We start from the raw sequence: 17,130 nt of genomic DNA, 5'->3' as shown, positions 1-17,130 counted from the left end.
ACATAGGGGGGGTCCGGGATCTTTTCATAAAAAGGGGATTGGAAAGGAAGAGGGTCATGGCATTCGGATTAACCAAACAAGAGCTAAACGGATGGAAACATCAGGTGAGTAATGGACAGATTGCCTTCCTTACCCACTACTGGCTGGATGACCGATTTCCCGATGTTCGCTCTGTAACGAAAGTGGGCTGCTGTAACATTGAGGTATTATCCGGTTGGGGAGAGAAATATGGTTTGAAAAAGGAATGGATCCATCAAAGGAAAGACGGCTTTCCACATTTTGATTTGGTAGGGGATATACAATATGAAATTCTGATGAAAGAAGGCCTTCAGGAGCATATTTCCCGTTTTGTTAAAAAGTAAGGGTCAGTCATAAAAGTAAACAGGCTGGCATACGCCAGCCTATGATCATTCCGTTATTTCTTGTACTCATATGATGGTTCTTGAAGCTTTTCATCAAACTCAACAAATAAATCATGGCCATCAAAGAACCATAAATCTCCTTCTTCTATAAAAAATTCCCGTTTGTCGATCTCGACCCGTTCACCAGCATCCACTGGTTCGTCTTTGTTCACTCCTAATGAAAAACCATCGTGGAGAGGACTGGAACCTCCATATCGCACATAAAAACGGACTTGTTCGCCTTCCTCCACAAGCATCTCGTCTTTAAACCACGTAAGAGCATCTTCTGAAATATGTATGTTCATTGGTGAGACTCCTTTCTCTACTAGGTATTTTTCCAGAGTGATCCTGGACAAAGAAAGTTTCATTTCCTATTATAAACATAATAAAGCCGGAACTTCTACTAATACGTATAAAGGGTGAGAATAATGAAAACACAAGCATTATTTTATTACATTGGTGCCTTTATCTTTGCCGGATTAAGTATATTAACTCTATTACAATTGCATGAACCCAAATACCAGATCGAAGCAGGGAGTTTCATTGTAATCGCAGCAGGCATTTATTATGGGATGGTGACTCTGTACTTTAAGGGCACCCGTAAAACTTTCTTGTTGGCCAATACCTTTTTGGCTATTGTAGCTTTAGTTGGCATATTCTTCAATTCAATGATATTCGGGGGACATTAAAAGAACGAGCTTTCCTTATGAGCATAAGGAAAGCTCGTTCTTTGCGTTCATACGATAACCATGCTATCTATTCCGGTACCCCGTTCACCATATGGGAAACCATCTCTTCTTCCGTGTATGCAATCATGCCATTCTTTCTGGCAAAATCGAGGGGGTAGATCCGATAGTTTTTGTAATGATTCTCAGACACAAAAGTAGGCTGGAATCCAATGGACGGAAAGATGATTTTGGAACCCGCCGGATTCTTCGTTTTCTCAACCTGAACCGTCACTATGCCACCGATATCCTTAAAATCATCCTTCTGGCCAGAAAGGAAATTCCCAAGTGAATAAATGACAACGGCTTCCCGACCATCACTCGTCTTATAGGTCTGAATCGGCTGCAGGACATGTGGATGGTGTCCGAAAATGATGTCGACCCCATTATTCGTCAACACCTTGGCAAGTCTCTGCTGTTCCTCAGTAGGGAAACGTTGATATTCATTTCCCCAATGAAGGCTCATGATCACCAAATCAACGTCCATATTTTTAGCTTTCTGGATTTCCCCGATCATGTTTTGTTCATCTATTACATTAACTAAATACTCTTTTCCTTCAGGGACAGGAATCCCATTTGTACCATAGGTATAAGAGAGTAGGGCAAATTTAATTCCATTCACATTAAATGTACGTATCCTGCTTTGGTCTTCCGGGCTTTTAAATGCCCCGACATACGGCATCGATATCTCCCCATAATAATCAATCGCATTCAGTAGACCTGCCTCGCCCTGATCCAACGAATGATTATTGGCAGTGGTCACAACATCCACTCCAACCTCCTGCAGTGATTTAACCACTTCCTGCGGACTGTTGAATAGGGGGTAGCTCGAAACGCCCAGTTCCACACCACCCGGGGTTGATTCCTGATTGGCAATCAAAAAATCGGGTGCAGTAAGCATATCTTTAACGGGAGAGAACATCGGTGTAAAATCATATCCATTTTGTTTTTTTGCATCATTATAGACGGTATCGTGTATGAGGATATCCCCGATTGCAGCGATGGAAGCACTGGCTTTGATCGATTTGCCCGATGCCTGCACCTCCCTTGTCGTATGGAGGAGGGAATTAAATTCAACTTCTTTCGAAGAGGTGTTCCAGTCGGCATATTGCCTATTTAGCAGGAAGCCAATCACCAGTAGGAACGGAATACAGAGAACCACCCCTGTTATCATTCGCTTTTTATTCATATTCATCATCCTTTATTATGCACTACTTCCATTTTACGAAAAAAAAAGAGGGAACGGGGAGAAATTTAGAGAATTCTGAAGAATATTATCATTTTATTGGACCCGATTATTATTCATCATCTTTCTCAAATGTGAGAATGCCTATACCTGGGTGAGTCCAATAAAAAAAGCCACCTTTGCGAAGGTACCCGAGAGTCCGGTACCCCGTGCACAGGTCGCTTTTTCACTAAAGCCATTTAATTTTGGGTTCTGTTTTATTTTTGATCCGGACAATATTAGCCCTGTGTCTGTAAATGACAAAAATGGTCAGAATGCCAACAACAATGATGAGTGGAATATCTCCAGTGAAGACCGAGTACGTAAAGGCAAGTATCGCTGCAATCATAGAAGAAAGGGACACATATTTCGTTGCGTACAAGCAAATAAAAAAGACAGCCAGTAAGATTAAGAATAAGATGTAATTGTACCCTAGAAGGACACCAGCCGAGGTTGCCACTGCCTTTCCTCCCCTGAAGTTTGCGAAAACGGGATACATATGACCGATTACGGCAAACACCCCTGCAAGCAGCATATGTACGTCGCTTGCAAACATCAATGGCAGCAAGGTGGCGAGGGTTCCTTTTAGAATATCCATGATCGTCACAATCATTCCGGCTTTCACACCCAGGGTTCTGAAGGTATTCGTTCCCCCAAGATTTCCGCTCCCATGTTCACGGATATCTTTACCGTAAAACGTCTTACCGATCAGTAAACCTGATGGAATGGAACCCAGTAAATAAGAAAGTATGAGTATAAGGGCAAAAATCATCATCACTGCTCCTTTGAAAATAACTAATCCGTTCTTATTTTAACATGTTTTTCCTCCAAAGGGGAGAAAATAAGCGAAAAAATTAGTACCTGTTCTTAAAAGTAGATATTATAACTTAAATTTCCACCTCCACCGTCATCTTATGAACGAAATATGTTAAAATGAACACACTTTACATAGTTGAAATGAAGGTGTACACAGATGCAAATACTTTTATCAGCTTTTCAATGGGTGGCCTTCATGGTAGCGGGATCCATTGCCGCACCCATCGCGATTGCTGACTTGTTCCAATTGTCTCCAGCCGATACAGCCGGATTCATTCAGCGGACCATATTCGTTTTGGGATTCGCGAGCCTGATCCAGGCACTCTTTGGTCATAAACTTCCGATCAATGAAGGACCGGCAGGACTGTGGTGGGGCGTTTTTGCCATTTATGCAGGGTTTTCCGGAACTCTTTATAGCAGTCACGAAGAAGTCCTGACCGTACTGCAGGGGGGGATGATTGTCAGTGGAGCGATTTTTTTCATTCTGTCTTCCACAGGACTTCTAAAGAGGTTATCTTCTTTGTTCACTCCGACCATTACGTTCATTTATTTGATGCTGTTAATTCTGCAATTAAGCGGATCCTTTATTAAAGGGATGTTCGGAATCCAGCATGAAGGACAATCCATGGAACCGCTCGTCCTACTGGGAAGTATTCTGACGATCCTTGCAGCGTTATACTTTTCAAGTCATAAGGTTAAGTGGATTCAGCAATATTCCATTATCCTTGCCCTGCTCGCTGGATGGCTCATATTCATCATCATGGGGCTTTCTGAGAGTACTTCCGTTTCAGACAGCTGGTTTTCTTTACCTCATGTGTTCGTATTCGGAGCACCTGTATTTGATACGGGTGTCATCGTGACTTCCATATTCATCACTTTCCTGTTAACGACCAATATGATTGCTTCCATACGGGTGATGGAAGAGGTGATGAGAGCAAAGGGGCAACCTACATATGAACGGTATACGAAGAGCGGCTTCGCCTCAGGACTGAATCAGCTGTTCGGGGGAGTGTTTTCTGCCATTGGCTCAGTTCCCATTTCAGGATCAGCAGGTTTTGTTGCTGCGACGGGAATGTATTCCATCATCCCCTTCATCATAGGCAGCGGGATCATTATAGTCGTCAGCCTGATTCCAAAGATCATGAATCTATTTGCCAGTCTTCCTGCACCTGTCGGGTATGCAGTGACGACGGTCATCTTTATCAAGATGGTCGGACTCGCATTATCCGAATATCGTAAAGAGGAAGACGTAGAAAGAATTCACTTTGTGGCGGGGTTCTCACTCATTGTCGGGGTCGGAGCCATGTTTGTTCCTGCCTCTGCCTTTACGGACATGCCGGTCGTCGTTGCTTCCATTTTGAATAATGGATTGATACTGGGTACGATAACAGCCATCATAGCGGAACAATATATCATCAAAAAGACCAGCAACCAGTAGGGTGCTGGTCTTTTTATCTGTCGAAAAACGAAGTAAACCGTATGCCCATCCCACATTCATCATAAACTAATGGAACAAAGGCATTTTCTTTTACAACATGTTTACCTTTTGTATAATGAGGGTATCCCGTCTATGTTTAGTAAAATTTCTCAGTACATAAAGCAGGTGTAAAAATGATTGAATTCCAAAATGTCACGAAAGTCTACGAGGATGGGACAGAAGCCATAAAGGGTATCAACCTGACTATCCCAAAAGGGAAGCTTGTTGCCTTGATCGGTCCGAGCGGATGCGGGAAAACGACTACGATGAAGATGATCAATAAACTAATCGCTCCATCAGGGGGGACCATTCTGATTGATGGAAGAGCCACTTCAGAAACGGATGAAGTGGAGCTCAGGCGGAACATCGGGTATGTCATTCAGCGGATCGGACTTCTCCCTCATATGACGATTGAAGAAAACATCAGCCTCATCCCACGTTTAAAGGGATGGAAGAAGGAAAAATATGAGGGACGCGTCGATGAGCTCCTCAATCTGGTAGGACTGGAACCGGACGTATACAAGAAAAGGTATCCCCTCGAATTGAGCGGAGGACAACAGCAGCGGGTCGGGGTGATACGCGCCCTTGCAGCGGAACCACCGATCATTCTGATGGATGAACCATTCAGCGCCCTGGATCCGATTAGCAGGGAACAGCTTCAGGATGAGCTGAAAAGCATCCAAAATTCGATACATAAGACCATTGTGTTTGTCACTCATGACATTGATGAAGCGTTAAAGATCGCGGATGTGATTGCTGTCATGCGCGATGGTAAAATCGAACAGATTGCAGCCCCTGCTGACCTTCTATCAGAACCAGCCAATGAATTTGTCCGTGCCTTCATCGGTGAAAACCGATTGAACGTTCATAGGCGGCACAAGCAGGTATCAGACATCATGAGAGACGATGAAACCAATTTTCACAACCTGCTTGAGGAACCGGAATACTCCTTGATCCCATTTGATGCATCCATCCACGTGGCGGCGAGCATGCTCCTGTCATCCGGTAAACCTTATCTTATGGTGACAAAAGACGACAGGAAGATCGGGATCGTCACATCAAGTGATATTCTTAAAACTGTGGCCTCAGAAGGAAATAAGGAGGCGGGTTCTGTATGAATGCATTTTCCATCCTGTTCGTCCAAACCATATCAAACCGGTCCGATGCCATATTAACAGGATTATTTGAACATCTTTATTTATCTTTTGTATCGATTTTCATTGCGATTGCGATTTCCCTTCCTTTAGGCATTTACATATCACGGAAGAAGCAATCAGCCGAATTTTTCATCGGGATCACAGCCGTCTTCCAAACGATACCAAGTCTGGCCCTATTCGGATTTCTTATTCCCCTTTTAGGAACCGGCAGTATTACGGCTATCATTGCCCTGACGGTATACGCACTGCTTCCGATTCTAAGGAACACTTACACAGGTATAATCGGAGTGGACGAAGGCGTCATCGAGGCAGGAAGAGGCATGGGGATGACCAACTCCCAGCTATTATTTAAAGTGGAGCTTCCATTGGCCCTGCCGTTTATCATGGCAGGGATCCGGACCGCTACAGTGCTGACAGTTGGTGTGGCCACACTTGCCACCTTTGTAGGAGCAGGAGGACTTGGTGATCTTATCTACCGCGGACTATCCACATGGAATAATGCACTGGTCCTTGCAGGTGCCATTCCTTCAGCATTACTCGCATTAAGTTTTGATTTCATATTAAAGATCCTGGAGAAAATGACCACACCTAAAGGACTGAAAGCAAGAAAATAAAGCAAATTCCAAAGGAGAGTAAGAATGAAAAAGAAATTACAAGGATTTATCATACTCACTGTATTATCCATCCTCATCGCAGGGTGCGGAAATGGCGGGGATAAAAATACCATCACCGTGTCAGGAAAGATGTGGACGGAGCAATTCATCCTTACACAAATGATGGCTGAACTCTTAAAAGAAAAGACAGACCTTGATGTAAAAGTCGAGGAAGGTTTAGGGGAAGTATCGATCCTCACCCCAGCTCTTGAAAAAGGCGACATTGATGTCTATGTGGAATATACAGGTACAGGTCTTGAAGCGGTCTTGAAAGAACAAGCAAAAGAAGGAGCTTCAGCAGATGAAATCCTTTCACAAGTGCGTAAAGGTTATGAGAAGAAGTTCGATGTCACCTGGTTGAAGCCACTTGGATTTGAAAATACGTATACGCTTGCCTATACCGAAGATCAGGACTTTGATGCAAAAACCTTCTCAGATATCGTGCCACTATCCAAAGACTTGAGTTTCGGTGCACCCCATCAGTTCTATGAACGGGAAGGGGACGGATACGATGCCTTCAGTGAAGCATATGGATTCAAATTCAAAGAAAAGAAAAGCTTTGACCCGAACATTATGTATGAAGCGGTTAAGAACGGTGATGTAGACATTATTCCTGCTTTTACAACAGATGGTCGGATCCAGCGTTACAATTTAAAGACGACAAAGGATGATAAAGGATTCTTCCCACCTTACGATGCTGCACCGGTTATCCGTCAAGAAGTACTGAAAGAGCATCCTGAAGTAAAGAAAGTGTTGAATGAATTAGCAGGCAAAATCTCGGAAGAGGAAATGAGCGAATTGAATGCAAAAGTAGATATGGATAAACAAGATCCCAAAGATGTCGCACGGGAATTCCTTATATCCAAAGGGCTGATCAAACAGTAACTATAACGGGAGTGTCAACGGAGAGGGAGGTGCAGCGGAATACAAAAACGCATTCTCACTTCCCTTTTGACACTTCCTTTTATTTAGATAATTTTAGGAAATTTTGAAAAATTAAAGGGAAATATGGTATAAAAGAAGAATAGGACTTAAGAAACAGTTCGAGACTTTCTCGTTAAGGATCAATAAAGGAGTGGGAAACAACCATGGAAAATCCATCACGACAAGAAATCGGAAACATTCTGAAACAATCTAAACGCATTGCAGTGATTGGGTTAAGTGATAACCCTGAACGGACATCCTATATGGTGTCTAAGGCCATGCAGGACCAGGGATATGAGATCATCCCTGTAAACCCTGCCATCGAGTCGGCATTAGGGGTAAAGGCTGTATCCTCCCTGCAGGAGATAGAAGGTCCTATTGATATCGTCAATGTATTTCGCCGCTCAGAATTTTTACCTCAAATTGCGGAAGAATTTGATCAAATCGATTCAAACGTATTTTGGGCACAACTTGGTGTAATGAACGAAGAGGCTTATCGCTTTTTAAAGGAACGTGGGTATACAGTCATTATGGATCGCTGTATTAAGGTTGAACATGCTTTAACCAAATAATTCTCACTCGTAACAAGCGGCTCTGACCGCTTGTTTTTTTCGTCCAGACCTCACGTTGACAATTGGAATAATCCTGGGGACAAAAGGGCATATTTTAAGAGGTTCACGGAAATTCCATTTGCGAAAATCAAATAAAACGCTACAATAAGCAATAGTGGTTTACCTTAAAGAATGCTCAAAACAGGTAAACGAACAGATGTTCTTGTGTTATAGTTAATAGAGACATAACCGATAATAGTTTACAAAACCACGCTAATACGGTTAGAGAAGTTTTGAAAGGGGAATGTTCGTGGCCAACCAGAATAAGACCATGGATTACAATGATGATGCCATACAAGTATTAGAAGGCTTAGAAGCCGTCCGTAAGAGACCTGGTATGTATATAGGCTCTACCGATTCAAGAGGTTTGCATCATTTAGTATACGAAATAGTCGATAACTCAGTTGATGAAGCATTAGCAGGCTTCGGGAATGAGATTATCGTTACGATACATAAAGACAATAGTATCTCAGTTCAAGACAAAGGCCGGGGGATGCCAACAGGAATGCATAAAATGGGGAAGCCGACTCCCGAGGTCATCTTGACCGTACTTCATGCTGGAGGGAAATTTGGCCAGGGCGGCTATAAAACAAGCGGCGGACTCCATGGTGTAGGGGCGTCTGTTGTAAACGCCCTCTCTGAATGGCTTATCGTCACAATTGAACGGGATGGCATGAAATATGAACAACGTTTCACGAATGGTGGTAAGCCCGATACCACCTTGGAGAAGATTGGGAAAACAAAAAAATCCGGAACGTGTATCCATTTCAAACCCGATCCTGAGATCTTCAGTAATATCACCTATAATTATGAAACTATTTGTGAGCGTCTTAGAGAATCTGCATTCCTGCTTAAAGGGTTAAAGATTGAAATCATCGATGAACGTCATGATCAGAAAGAAGTCTTTCATTTCGAAAGCGGTATCCAGGCATTTGTTCAATATCTGAATGAAGAAAAAGACGTTCTTCATAACGTAGCCTTCTTTGAAGGAGAGCATCATACCATTGAAGTTGAATTTTCTTTTCAATTCAATGATGGATTCTCAGAAAACATATTATCCTTCGTAAATAATGTACGTACAAAAGACGGCGGAACACATGAAGCCGGAGCGAAGACGGCGATGACCCGAGTCTTTAATGAGTACGCCCGTAAAGCGGGGATTCTAAAAGACAGGGATAAAAACCTTGAAGGGACTGATATTCGTGAAGGACTGGCGAGTATCGTTTCTGTACGTATACCAGAACATCTTCTTCAATTCGAAGGGCAAACAAAAGGGAAACTCGGGACAAGCGAAGCACGATCAGCCGTTGATGCTGTCGTATCAGAACATCTTCTCTATTTCTTAGAAGAAAATCCTGATACGAGTTCCCTTCTTATCAAGAAATCCATTAAAGCGGCCCAGGCCCGTGAAGCCGCACGTAAAGCAAGAGAAGATGCACGTAATGGAAAGAAGCGTAAGCGTTCTGAAACCGTTCTATCCGGTAAGTTAACACCGGCTCAATCAAGAAACCCTCAGCGTAACGAGCTTTATCTGGTGGAAGGAGATTCAGCAGGAGGTTCTGCGAAGCAAGGACGTGACCGAAAATTCCAGGCGATTCTTCCACTTCGGGGGAAAGTCATCAATACGGAAAAAGCCAAACTTCAGGACATCTTCAAAAACGAAGAAATCAATACGATCATTCATGCCATAGGCGGCGGAGTCGGTCCTGAATTCAATGTGGGCGACATCAATTATGACAAAATTGTCATCATGACTGATGCTGACACGGATGGAGCCCATATCCAGGTTCTCTTACTGACATTCTTTTACCGATATATGAAACCCTTGTTAGAAGCGGGAAAGGTGTATATTGCACTTCCACCACTGTACAAAGTCAGCAAGGGGACTGGAAAGAAGCAGAAACTTGAATATGCATGGACCGATGATGAGCTTCAAGGGGCCATCTCCAAAGTGGGGAAAGGATATATGATTCAGCGTTACAAAGGTCTTGGAGAGATGAACGCCGATCAACTTTGGGAGACGACGATGGATCCTGAAACACGCGCATTGATCCGGGTACGCATTGATGACGCTGCACGAGCCGAACGCCGGGTTACCACACTAATGGGTGACAAAGTAGAACCGCGGCGTAAATGGATTGAAAGCAATGTAGCCTTTGGATTAGAAGAAGACGGAAGCATTCTCGAAAACGAAAACATTACGTTGCCAGAGGAGGGGTAATAGATGACAACTGTAGAACGATATCAGGATTTACCTCTGGAAGAGGTGCTTGGTGACCGATTTGGACGTTATAGTAAATACATCATCCAGGAGCGGGCATTACCGGATGCACGTGATGGTTTGAAACCTGTACAACGGCGTATTCTATACGCCATGTATGTGGATGGCAACACTCAGGAAAAAGGATTCCGGAAATCGGCAAAAACCGTCGGTAATGTCATTGGTAATTATCATCCCCATGGTGATACATCTGTGTATGATGCCATGGTACGTATGAGTCAAACGTGGAAGGTCCGCAACTACCTGGTTGAAATGCACGGTAACAACGGTAGTGTCGATGGAGATCCGCCTGCTGCCATGCGTTATACTGAAGCCCGTCTTTCTGCGATATCCATGGAACTTCTTCGTGATATCGATAAAAAAACCGTGGAGTTTGTTCCGAACTTCGATGACACATCAAGTGAACCGACTGTATTACCGTCACGATTCCCGAACTTACTCGTCAACGGCTCCACCGGTATTTCGGCAGGTTATGCAACCGATATCCCTCCACATCACCTCGGTGAAGTGATTGATGCAGCGATCATGCGGATGGACAAGCCGGACAGTACAGTCGATGACCTCATGACGGTCTTAAATGGTCCTGACTTCCCGACAGGAGGCATTATCCAAGGGGTGGATGGCATCCGGAAAGCCTACGAAACCGGAAAAGGAAAGATTGTCGTAAGAGGGAAAGCAGATATTGAAAACATTCGCGGCAGCAAACAACAGATTGTCATTACGGAAATCCCTTATGAAATCAATAAAGCAAACCTCGTCAAAAAAATGGATGAATTCCGCGTGGACCGGAAAGTGGAGGGGATTGCAGAAGTTCGGGATGAAACGGATCGCGATGGGATGCGCATCGTCATTGAACTGAAGAAAGATGCGGATGCATCAGGCGTCTTAAACTATCTCTATAAAAACAGTGATCTTCAAATCACCTATAACTTCAATATGGTTGCCATACATAAAAGACGTCCAAAATTGATGGGACTTCGTGAACTGCTGGATGCATACATACAGCACCAAAAAGAAGTGGTGACCAACCGAACCAGGCATGATCTAAATAAAGCAAAGGACCGTCAGCATATCGTTGAAGGTCTTGTGAAAGCATTGTCTATATTAGATCAGGTGATTGCAACCATCCGTGCTTCGAAGGATAAACGTGATGCAAAGGATAACTTAATTCAGAAGTTCCAGTTTACGGAAGCACAGTCTGAAGCGATTGTCAGCTTGCAGCTTTATCGTTTGACGAATACGGACATTACTGCCCTACAGGCAGAAGCGGAAGAATTGGCGAAAACGATTGAAGAACTTACGGCTATACTGGAAAGTGAAAGCAAACTTTATAGTGTAATCAAAAAAGAACTAAAAGCAATCAAAAAGCAATTTGCTGACGCGAGACGTACTCAAATCGAGGAAAAGATCGAAGAAATCAAAATCAACCTGGAAGTCCTGATCGCCAGTGAAGATGTCATGGTCACTGTGACCCGTGACGGGTATATGAAACGAACCAGCCTTCGTTCATATTCTGCATCAAATGGTCAGGATCTTGCCATGAAAGAAACAGACAGGCTCCTGGGACAATTTGAAATGAATACAACAGATGTCCTCCTTGTATTTACAAACAAAGGGAACTATATTTATTGTCCTGTCCACGAGCTTCCTGATATCAGGTGGAAGGATCTTGGTCAGCATGTAGGGAATATTGTCCCAATCGACCGGGATGAACAGGTTCTCAAAGCGATTCCGATTAAAGAATTTAATCCGTCCCACTACTTACTGTTTGTCACAAAGAACGGTATGATTAAGAGGACCGAGCTGCCTCAATTCAAAGCACAACGCTATTCCCGTCCACTTGTAGGAATCAACCTTAAAGGTGACGATGAGCTTGTGGATGTCCATATTACAGATGGATCGAATGATGTTTTCATTGCCACACACTTAAGCTACGGCCTATGGTTCGCAGAAGAAGATGTGAACATCGTCGGACCAAGGGCGGCGGGAGTGAAAGGGGTAAACCTTAAGGAAGACGACTTTGTCGTATCCGGTAAGATGATAAGAGACTCAGCGAAAAACTTCATTTTCCTTGCTACTCAGCGTGGAGCCGTGAAGAAAATGAAATTGGCTGAATTTGAAAAAACGTCACGCGCTAAACGTGGAGTCATCATGCTCCGGGAATTGAAATCCAATCCTCATCGAGTGATGAGCATAGAAGTAGTAAAAGATACGGATAAAGTAGGACTGTTAACAACTAAAGGGAAAATAGAAGAGGTAAATGTCTCAGACCTTAGACCAAATGATCGCTATTCAAATGGTTCATTTGTGATTGACGAAGGGGAGAGCGGTTCTGTCTGTGATACCTGGGCAGAATCCCGGACACCCGAAGGAATAGAATAGAAATTTTCAAAACGACCAGAAACATTTCTGGTCGTCTTTTCCATTATAGAGGTACGAAAGTATGGAAAATGTATATTCATTCATCATTGTAGTACAATACCGGAAGTTGATTGTACTACAATTCATATTCTTTCACCAATATGAATTTATCTATTGAAGGAAAATCATTTTTTTGAGAGATTAAAACAGTGTCTGATTGGGTAAACATACATAGGTTCATACATTATTTGTAAAAAACTAAACAACTTGGGGGTACATTTATGGAGTTATTAACAAGTATCGTAGGCACCTTGAATGATTATATGTGGTCATATATTCTGATCGTGTCATTAATCGGACTGGGATTATACTTCTCAATACGAACAAGATTCGCACAGTTCCGTTATTTAGGAGAAATGGGAAGACTATTAACTGATAAAACGACCATTTCTTCAGAAGGAAAACGGGGGATTTCTTCTTTCCAGGCCTTCACGATCAGTACGGCTTCACGTGTCGGTACCGGTAACCTTGCCGGTGTGGCAACAGCGATCGCAGGCGGAGGGCCTGGAGCTGTGTTCTGGATGTGGCTCATCGCCTTACTGGGTGGAGCAACCAGTTTTGTGGAAAGTACACTCGCTCAAATCTACAAAGTGAAAGACGGAAAGGACGGTTATCGGGGTGGTCCTGCTTACTACATGGAAAAAGGATTAAATGCCCGTTGGATGGGGATTCTATTTGCCGTCATCATCACATTCTGTTTTGGTCTTGTATTTAACTCGGTCCAATCCAATACAATTTCACTTGCTATGGAAGAAGCCTATTCATTCGACCGTATGACAGTCGGTATCATTCTGGCAGTGTTAACTGCACTCGTAATCTTCGGCGGAGTCAAGCGGATCGCGAGTGTCACTCAACTCGTTGTTCCGATCATGGCCGTCCTTTATCTAATTCTTGCTTTCTATATTCTAGTCACCAATATTACCATGCTTCCAGATATGTTTGTCGTCATCTTTGAGAATGCATTCGGTATTCGGGAAGTAGCAAGCGGCGGTGTCGGTGCAGCCATCATGATGGGAATCAAGCGTGGATTATTCTCGAATGAAGCGGGTATGGGTAGTGCACCTAACGCAGCGGCGTCTGCCGGGGTCACGCATCCGGTTAAACAAGGTCTCATTCAAACGCTTGGTGTTTTCACCGATACATTGCTCATCTGTACGGCAACTGCCTTCATGATCATCTTATCCGATCAATATACAACCGGAATCGATGGAATTCAACTGACTCAGGCAGCATTGAGCTTCCACGTCGGTGCATGGGCGGATACCTTTGTAGCTGTCGCCATATTCCTGTTCGCTTTCAGTTCAATCATCGGAAACTATTATTACGGGGAAACCAATATCGAATTCATTAAGTACAGTCCGGTCTCCCTATTTATCTATCGAATCGCGGTTCTAGGCATGGTGATATTCGGAGCAGTTGTGAAACTGGATATCGTATGGAGCTTAGCCGATCTATTCATGGGTCTGATGGCCATTATCAACTTGATAGCTATTACGTTACTAGCCAAAATTGCCATTGCTGCATTAAAGGACTATCGAGAGCAAAAAAGACAGGGGAAAGATCCAGTTTTCTACTCTGACTCAATTAATGGGTTAAAAGGAATTGAAAGCTGGGAAGCAAAGCCTGAAACAAGAGAACAACAATAGCATGAATGGACCAGCCTGAAGATGGGCTGGTCTTTTTTCTTTATAGAGAATAAAAAGATGGATAATGATTACATAGAATTACCTTCTCTGGTGAAAATAATAACGAATAATTTTCCACTGAGGAGAGAGAATCATGAGAAAAGAATTACTATTTGCATTCGGTGCTTTTTTTATTATGTCGCTCCATGCCATTGCCGGGAACTATTCCGCTGAACCGACGAAAGAACAACCGGTAAATGAAATGACTGTAACAGTATATAAAAAAGATGTGACCGGTGATGGTAAGAAAGATACGATCACACTCAAGGCGATTCCTTTTTCTCCTGATGCACTGTTTCTCAAGCAAATCTGGGCGGATATCAAAACGTCCAAGGGGAGCGACATCCGGATTGATTATGAGGGCGGCTATGAACCGAAAATTCAATTCGTCGATTTAAATCATGATGGTATTAAGGATATGTTGTATTCATCTGCAACGGGTGGCAGCGGCGGTTTATACAATATGGCTCTCCATACATTGGCCGATAATAAACTCGTTGATATCGGACTGCCTGAGGCCCTTACGATTCAAGCTCAATTTGAAGATCAATATAAGGCATCCATTACATTTGTGGATACAAATCAATCCTATACAGTGGATTTAAGCGATCGGAAAGAGGATTACGAAAGACTGGGGATATATACCGACGGGAATCTAAATGAACCTATGGAATTGATGGTGGGACCGTATGCCTTTTTCGAACCGGTCAAAATCTTTGGGAAACGTGGAAAAGGGCTGAAGGGATATCAGCAAATCAGTGGTGCCTACCATGCTGATGGGATCGGTACAGCCACTTCTTATTGGTATTATGAAGAAGGTAAATGGAAGTTGATTAAAATCAAGTGGAGAGAAAATTGAAAGGGAACCGTTTCTAGGCAGGTGTCATACTCTGTTGTAAGCCCATTTTTGTAAAGGAGGCTTATACATGAGTGAATTTAAGCCTGAAAAGTTAACGGTTCAATATATGCCGCCTGCATCCATTTTCAATCCGATTGATAACAGGAAGTACACGTTAACCCATTCTGATACGACAGGCGAACTATATTTAAGTATCGGGTGCCGTTATGATCTTGAAAAGATCAATTTGACCATGAGGGACGAAGTGTTGGGAGAATGGAGACGGAACCTGGGTCAATATACGCTGACCGGGACTGTATTTGTCAGTGGGGGAGAATTCGATCAGCAGCTTTCCAACGTACGATTCATGATCTTCAAGAAGGAGCTGCCACTCGCGCTCGCAGCAATGGTGAACGGGGATAAAGACTTTTACACGTATTATCCGTGGCTCCTTGATGCGCCCATTATCATCTGCTTCGAATCCATATTCCCTGAATATCAGCAAACGCTTTATTTCGGAACACCAAGACAATATCTCATTAAATAATGCTAAAGCATAGAGAGGACCGAGGGACTCTTTATGCTTTTTTATAGTGCGATTTACCAGACGATCAGGAAATGTGATCGACCTTGGGAGGAAATTCAAATAGGGAATATGAATTGTTACTTCGATATTATGTAAACTAAAGTAGATGTATAGCCAAAATCCAGGAATTAGGTAAGGAACTCTAAAATAACAAGAATGTTCAAATATTTCGATTGGAAACTTAAAGAGTCAGATAATAGCATTTGAATGATCATAAGAATTGATTCTTTATAACTTAACTTGCTATGAATAAGCAGCCAGATAACTATTGATAGGATTGAAACATTTGATCACCATATAACAAATTACAGATAATCATGATGGATCATCCTTATTTTTTCTTCTGTCTCATTATAAACAGTATACTTGTGATACGAGACTGGAATGAACGATTTTATTCAGGTTCCTATAATTTACATTATGTAAACTTGAAAAATAAAATAGAATATCTGCAGATCCGTCATATCTAAATCCAAGACTCCCCCATTAGTTAGTTAATAAAGCCTCTTGCTACGCATAGCCTCTAAAAAAATTGTTTTAGCTTTCCTTCCCCTTTTTACATCATTCAAAGTGTGATGAACACAAACGCTAACAAGTTCGAATCTATAACAGATTGACCATCATTTCATTTCACACTAAATAAATTCTCATCATAGAATATAGATAAAATCTACACCTTACATTCACAAATTGGTTAAGAAAGCTGTGATTGACAAGATGAAAAATAATAAGGATCATCACTTTTCATTTCAAAATCTACAGGTAATCGGGATGTCATTTGACCAGGTCTTTGAACATATTGTGACATTCATGCAATCAGATCCAAACAGCCACTATCGATTAATGGTTGGGACTGATTCTCAAGTTCATCAAGCGCATACGACCTTCATAACAGGAATTGTGATCTTAAACGAAGGAAATGGTGTGTGGGCATGTATAAGAAAAATAGTAATCCCAAGAAGAATGCTGCAATTGCATGAGCGGATCTCCTACGAGTTATCATTATCCGAAGAAATTGTTTCGTTGTTTACTGAAGAAAGAAAAAATCAGTTAATCGATATCGTCCTTCCCTACATTTATGCCGGAGCAACGTTTACTATGGAGGGGCATATTGATATCGGAAATGGGAAGCTGAACAAAACGAGTAAGTTTGTAAAGGAAATGGTTTCAAGGATGGAAGCCATAGGCGTAGAACCGAAAATTAAGCCTGATGCCTTCGTGGCTTCGAGCTACGCCAACCGTTATACAAAATGAGCCATCTATCCTCCCTCACTTCTTCAAACCCTCATAACAAAGCGCCTGAAAAAGTATTTCCAGGCGCTTTGAATTT

General features: G+C 42.6%; 16 protein-coding genes. 13 read left to right on the top strand and 3 right to left on the bottom strand.

Annotation, left to right across the window (positions count from 1 at the left end; genetic code table 11):
• Window positions 1-56: 56 nt before the first annotated feature.
• A complete protein-coding gene (locus ACSQ2E_RS11565) occupies window positions 57-362 on the top strand; it encodes a hypothetical protein (protein WP_435990671.1) in 306 nt (101 codons plus the stop codon).
• A gap of 53 nt (window positions 363-415) precedes the next feature.
• Here ACSQ2E_RS11565 and ACSQ2E_RS11560 read toward each other — a convergent pair whose 3' ends face one another.
• Window positions 416-706: a HesB/YadR/YfhF family protein gene (locus ACSQ2E_RS11560; protein ID WP_435990670.1), complete on the bottom strand. Its 291-nt coding sequence runs from the start codon at window positions 704-706 to the stop codon at window positions 416-418.
• 123 nt (window positions 707-829) lie between these two features.
• On the opposite strand from ACSQ2E_RS11560, the gene ACSQ2E_RS11555 reads away from it, so the two are divergent.
• Complete coding sequence (locus ACSQ2E_RS11555; protein ID WP_435990669.1) at window positions 830-1,090, top strand: hypothetical protein; 261 nt, start codon at window positions 830-832, stop codon at window positions 1,088-1,090.
• Window positions 1,091-1,157: 67 nt separating this feature from the next.
• On the opposite strand, the gene ACSQ2E_RS11550 is transcribed toward ACSQ2E_RS11555, so the two are convergent.
• Entirely contained in the window at window positions 1,158-2,315 is a 1,158-nt protein-coding gene (locus tag ACSQ2E_RS11550; protein ID WP_435990668.1) for a CapA family protein, read from the bottom strand.
• A gap of 226 nt (window positions 2,316-2,541) precedes the next feature.
• Window positions 2,542-3,126 (bottom strand): glycerol-3-phosphate 1-O-acyltransferase PlsY, encoded by a 585-nt coding sequence (plsY, locus tag ACSQ2E_RS11545; RefSeq protein WP_435990667.1) that lies wholly within the window; start codon window positions 3,124-3,126, stop codon window positions 2,542-2,544.
• Window positions 3,127-3,324: 198 nt separating this feature from the next.
• Between plsY and ACSQ2E_RS11540 the strand changes: the two genes are divergently transcribed.
• From ACSQ2E_RS11540 to ACSQ2E_RS11490, 11 genes are all read left to right on the top strand, one after another.
• A complete protein-coding gene (locus tag ACSQ2E_RS11540) occupies window positions 3,325-4,605 on the top strand; it encodes a purine/pyrimidine permease (RefSeq protein ID WP_435990666.1) in 1,281 nt (426 codons plus the stop codon).
• 173 nt (window positions 4,606-4,778) lie between these two features.
• On the top strand, window positions 4,779-5,762 hold the full coding sequence (locus ACSQ2E_RS11535; protein WP_435990665.1) for an ABC transporter ATP-binding protein: 984 nt from the start codon (window positions 4,779-4,781) through the stop codon (window positions 5,760-5,762).
• Complete coding sequence (locus ACSQ2E_RS11530; protein ID WP_435990664.1) at window positions 5,759-6,415, top strand: ABC transporter permease; 657 nt, start codon at window positions 5,759-5,761, stop codon at window positions 6,413-6,415. The genes ACSQ2E_RS11535 and ACSQ2E_RS11530 overlap by 4 nt, the downstream gene beginning before the upstream one ends.
• Before the next feature lie 24 nt (window positions 6,416-6,439).
• Window positions 6,440-7,339 (top strand): glycine betaine ABC transporter substrate-binding protein, encoded by a 900-nt coding sequence (locus tag ACSQ2E_RS11525; protein ID WP_435990663.1) that lies wholly within the window; start codon window positions 6,440-6,442, stop codon window positions 7,337-7,339.
• Between the two features lie 203 nt (window positions 7,340-7,542).
• The gene (locus tag ACSQ2E_RS11520; RefSeq protein WP_435990662.1) at window positions 7,543-7,950 is read left to right on the top strand and encodes a CoA-binding protein; all 408 of its coding nucleotides are present in this window, start codon (window positions 7,543-7,545) and stop codon (window positions 7,948-7,950) included.
• Window positions 7,951-8,239: 289 nt separating this feature from the next.
• Window positions 8,240-10,210, top strand: a complete 1,971-nt coding sequence (parE, locus tag ACSQ2E_RS11515) for a DNA topoisomerase IV subunit B (protein WP_435990661.1) — start codon at window positions 8,240-8,242, stop codon at window positions 10,208-10,210.
• A gap of 3 nt (window positions 10,211-10,213) precedes the next feature.
• Window positions 10,214-12,652 carry a DNA topoisomerase IV subunit A gene (parC, locus tag ACSQ2E_RS11510; RefSeq protein ID WP_435990660.1) on the top strand — a complete coding sequence of 813 codons (2,439 nt, stop codon included), beginning with the start codon at window positions 10,214-10,216 and terminating at the stop codon, window positions 12,650-12,652.
• A gap of 260 nt (window positions 12,653-12,912) precedes the next feature.
• Entirely contained in the window at window positions 12,913-14,337 is a 1,425-nt protein-coding gene (locus tag ACSQ2E_RS11505; protein ID WP_435990659.1) for an alanine/glycine:cation symporter family protein, read from the top strand.
• A 133-nt stretch (window positions 14,338-14,470) separates the two neighbouring features.
• Entirely contained in the window at window positions 14,471-15,235 is a 765-nt protein-coding gene (locus tag ACSQ2E_RS11500; RefSeq protein ID WP_435990658.1) for a hypothetical protein, read from the top strand.
• A 67-nt stretch (window positions 15,236-15,302) separates the two neighbouring features.
• Window positions 15,303-15,761: a staygreen family protein gene (locus tag ACSQ2E_RS11495; RefSeq protein WP_435990657.1), complete on the top strand. Its 459-nt coding sequence runs from the start codon at window positions 15,303-15,305 to the stop codon at window positions 15,759-15,761.
• A 756-nt stretch (window positions 15,762-16,517) separates the two neighbouring features.
• Window positions 16,518-17,054 carry a ribonuclease H-like YkuK family protein gene (locus ACSQ2E_RS11490; RefSeq protein WP_435990656.1) on the top strand — a complete coding sequence of 179 codons (537 nt, stop codon included), beginning with the start codon at window positions 16,518-16,520 and terminating at the stop codon, window positions 17,052-17,054.
• The last annotated feature ends 76 nt before the right edge of the window (window positions 17,055-17,130 follow it).

The organism is Rossellomorea sp. LjRoot5, assembly GCF_964253455.1.
Taxonomy (GTDB): Bacteria; Bacillota; Bacilli; order Bacillales; family Bacillaceae_B; genus Rossellomorea.
This window is presented reverse-complemented; position numbering and strand designations above follow the sequence as displayed.